2 protein-coding genes are annotated in these 2,670 nt (G+C 61.0%); both read right to left on the reverse strand.

The window, feature by feature from the left end; all coding sequences use genetic code 11:
• Positions 1-265 precede the first annotated feature (265 nt).
• Positions 266-1,474, reverse strand: a complete 1,209-nt coding sequence (locus ACXWUF_RS21730; protein WP_458503406.1) for an RtcB family protein — start codon at positions 1,472-1,474, stop codon at positions 266-268.
• 300 nt (positions 1,475-1,774) lie between these two features.
• Positions 1,775-1,966, reverse strand: a complete 192-nt coding sequence (locus ACXWUF_RS21735) for a hypothetical protein (RefSeq protein ID WP_458498440.1) — start codon at positions 1,964-1,966, stop codon at positions 1,775-1,777.
• Positions 1,967-2,670 lie beyond the last annotated feature (704 nt).

Here is a 2,670-nt window from a genome sequence, read left to right on the forward strand (position 1 = left end):
GTGCCGGGCGGATTCCCGGAGGGAATCTGCAAGGCCCACGACCGGGCGTAGAGCCATTTGTGGAGCCACGTCCCGATCCCCTTGTTGGGTCGGGACGGGTGAACGCAGGGCGTCCGGGGCCGCCGAAGGCAATCACCGCCCACGGAGAGGGCGATTCGGGCAGGGAAGCCCGAATCGCACTATCGGAGCGTGGCGCACACCACGTCAGCCGGAACGGCAGAGTCAGGCTAAAGCCTGACCTACAATCCTCGCCTTTAAAAATGCGTTAGCCCTTCACACATACCACCTGCTTCAAGGTGTGAACCACTTCCACCAAGTCCGTTTGCAGCTCCATCACCCGGTCGATGTCCTTATAGGCACCGGGAATCTCGTCCAGCACGCCCTTGTCCTTGCGGCATTCGATGCCCGCCGTCTGGTTTTCCAGATCGAGGCGGTTGAAGCGCCGCTTGGCTTCGGTGCGGCTCATCTTGCGGCCCGCGCCGTGGGAGCAGGAGCAGAACGAGGCGTGGTTGCCCAGGCCGCGCACGATGTAGCTCTTCGCGCCCATGCTGCCGGGGATGATGCCCAGCTCCCCTTCCCGCGCTGAAATCGCGCCCTTGCGGGTGATGAACAGCTTCTCGCCGAAGTGGGTTTCCTGCGCCACGTAGTTGTGATGGCAGTTGATGGCTTCGCCGTCGAGGCGGAAGGTCGGCAGGTGCGGGCGCAGCGCTTCCACGATCAGTTCCAGCATCATGCGGCGGTTGAGCAGGGCGTAATCCTGCGCCCAATCCACCGCTTCCCAGTAGTCATCGAACAGCGCCGAGCCGTCGGCGAACCAGGCCAAGTCCTTGTCCGGCAAGTGGATACGATCCTTCTCCGCCGCCTTCCGCGCTTGCGCGATGAAGTAGCGGCCCATGCAGTTGCCGATGCCCCGCGACCCGGAATGCAGCATCACCCACACCTGCCCGGCCTCGTCCAGGCAGATTTCGATGAAATGGTTGCCGCCGCCGAGCGTCCCGAGTTGGGCGATCCAGGTGCGGGCGAATTGCTTCTGCATCTTCATCAGGCCCGGATGCTTGCCGACGATGCGGTCGAGCCGGTCGGACAGCGGGCGGGCCAGCCGGGCATGGCTGGAACCACGCACCTTGTCGGAGTCGTGCTGCTCGAAGCCGACCGGCACCGCCGCCTCGATGGCGCTGCGGAGCCGGTGCAGGTTGCCGGGCAGTTGCTCGGCGCGGAGGCTTAAGCGCACGGCGTTCATGCCGCAGCCAATATCCACCCCCACCGCCGCCGGGATGATGGCGGCCTTGGTGGGAATGACGCTCCCGACGGTGGCGCCGATGCCCGCGTGTACGTCGGGCATGGCGGCGATGTGGCCGTGGACGATGGGCAGTTGGGCCACGTTGAGGAGTTGTTCGAGGGCGGCGTGGTCGATGTCGTCGGTCCACACCTTGACCGGCACGCGCCCTTTGTTGAAGGTTTTCTGAATCGGCATAAAGGGTATCTCTTAGACGTATTCGGGCGCGGCGTGGGGGAAATAAAAAACCCCTGGCAAGTGGACTTGCCAGGGGTTTTGGGGAACCTCCGGCCAGCGCCCGGTGATACCGGCGCGGGCCGCGAAGCCGTGACCTTAGCCGGTGGTGATTATATTGGACAAGTTAAGTGACGGCATCGGTTTGGCTCCTCTGGGTTGGGGGGAATGATTCCCGGTTGAATCGAACGCCTTGGGGGCGGAATGGGGGCGCATTCTAGGGGGGATTGCGGGGATGTCAATGGGGGATTTCTTGTTTTTGCGCTAGAGCGCGGAAACCAAGGCAGTGAGTTCCGTCAAGGATTCGATGGCGATGCGGGGCTCTGATTTCCGCTCTTCAATTAGCCGGAGGTCTTCCAGTTCTTCCAGGCGGTCTAGCAGAGTGCGGAAGTCTTCGATGGGAAGAACTACAGCCGTTTTGTGTCCGGTGGCATTGACGAGGAATTGCGCGTTCATTGAGAGGTTCCGGTGGTGAAGGCTTGGGGCGAAGTTAGCGCTTTTGGGATGGGGCGGCAAGTTACGCTAGGCTCTGTTGATGTAAGCGCGAAGCTCTCTAAGAAACATGTACTTACGTCTGCTGGCTGGTAAGGCGCTTCATCAGCCGTGCGGGGGCTTACTTCCTTCCCCCCTTTGAAAAAAGGGGGATCGAGGGGGTTTCTTGGCTTCCAGGGCGCTTCAAGTCGCTTGGAAATCCCCCTTAGCCCCCCCTTTTACAAAGGGAGGAATTAGCGCCTCGCCCCATTTTTTCCTTACGTCAACAGAACCTACGGTCCCGCATGAGACCTTGATTTCTGATTCATCTCACGAGTGCGCGGACCCTGGCTCGCGAGCCGCCGGAACGCCAGTGCGCCGACCGCATTGCCGCCATCAATCGAATCCACCCAGGGCCATTCAATGCTCCGATTCGGGCCGTTCGCCCTGAGGTATCGAAGCCTGTCCTGAGCGGCGTCGAAGGGGGTGAATGGCCAGAATCGGAACATTGAACGGGCCTTTTGGTATTAGCGCAATCCGATTAACTTAGGCGATTTCCAGGAAAAGACATACCTGTAGGATGGGTAGAGCGAAGCGAAACCCATCACCCTGTGTCCGGCTCGATGGGTTTCGCGAGTACGCTCTACCCATCCTACATCCAGATCAACGGTGACAAGCATTTTCGGAAA

This window comes from Methylomagnum sp., from assembly GCF_054333355.1.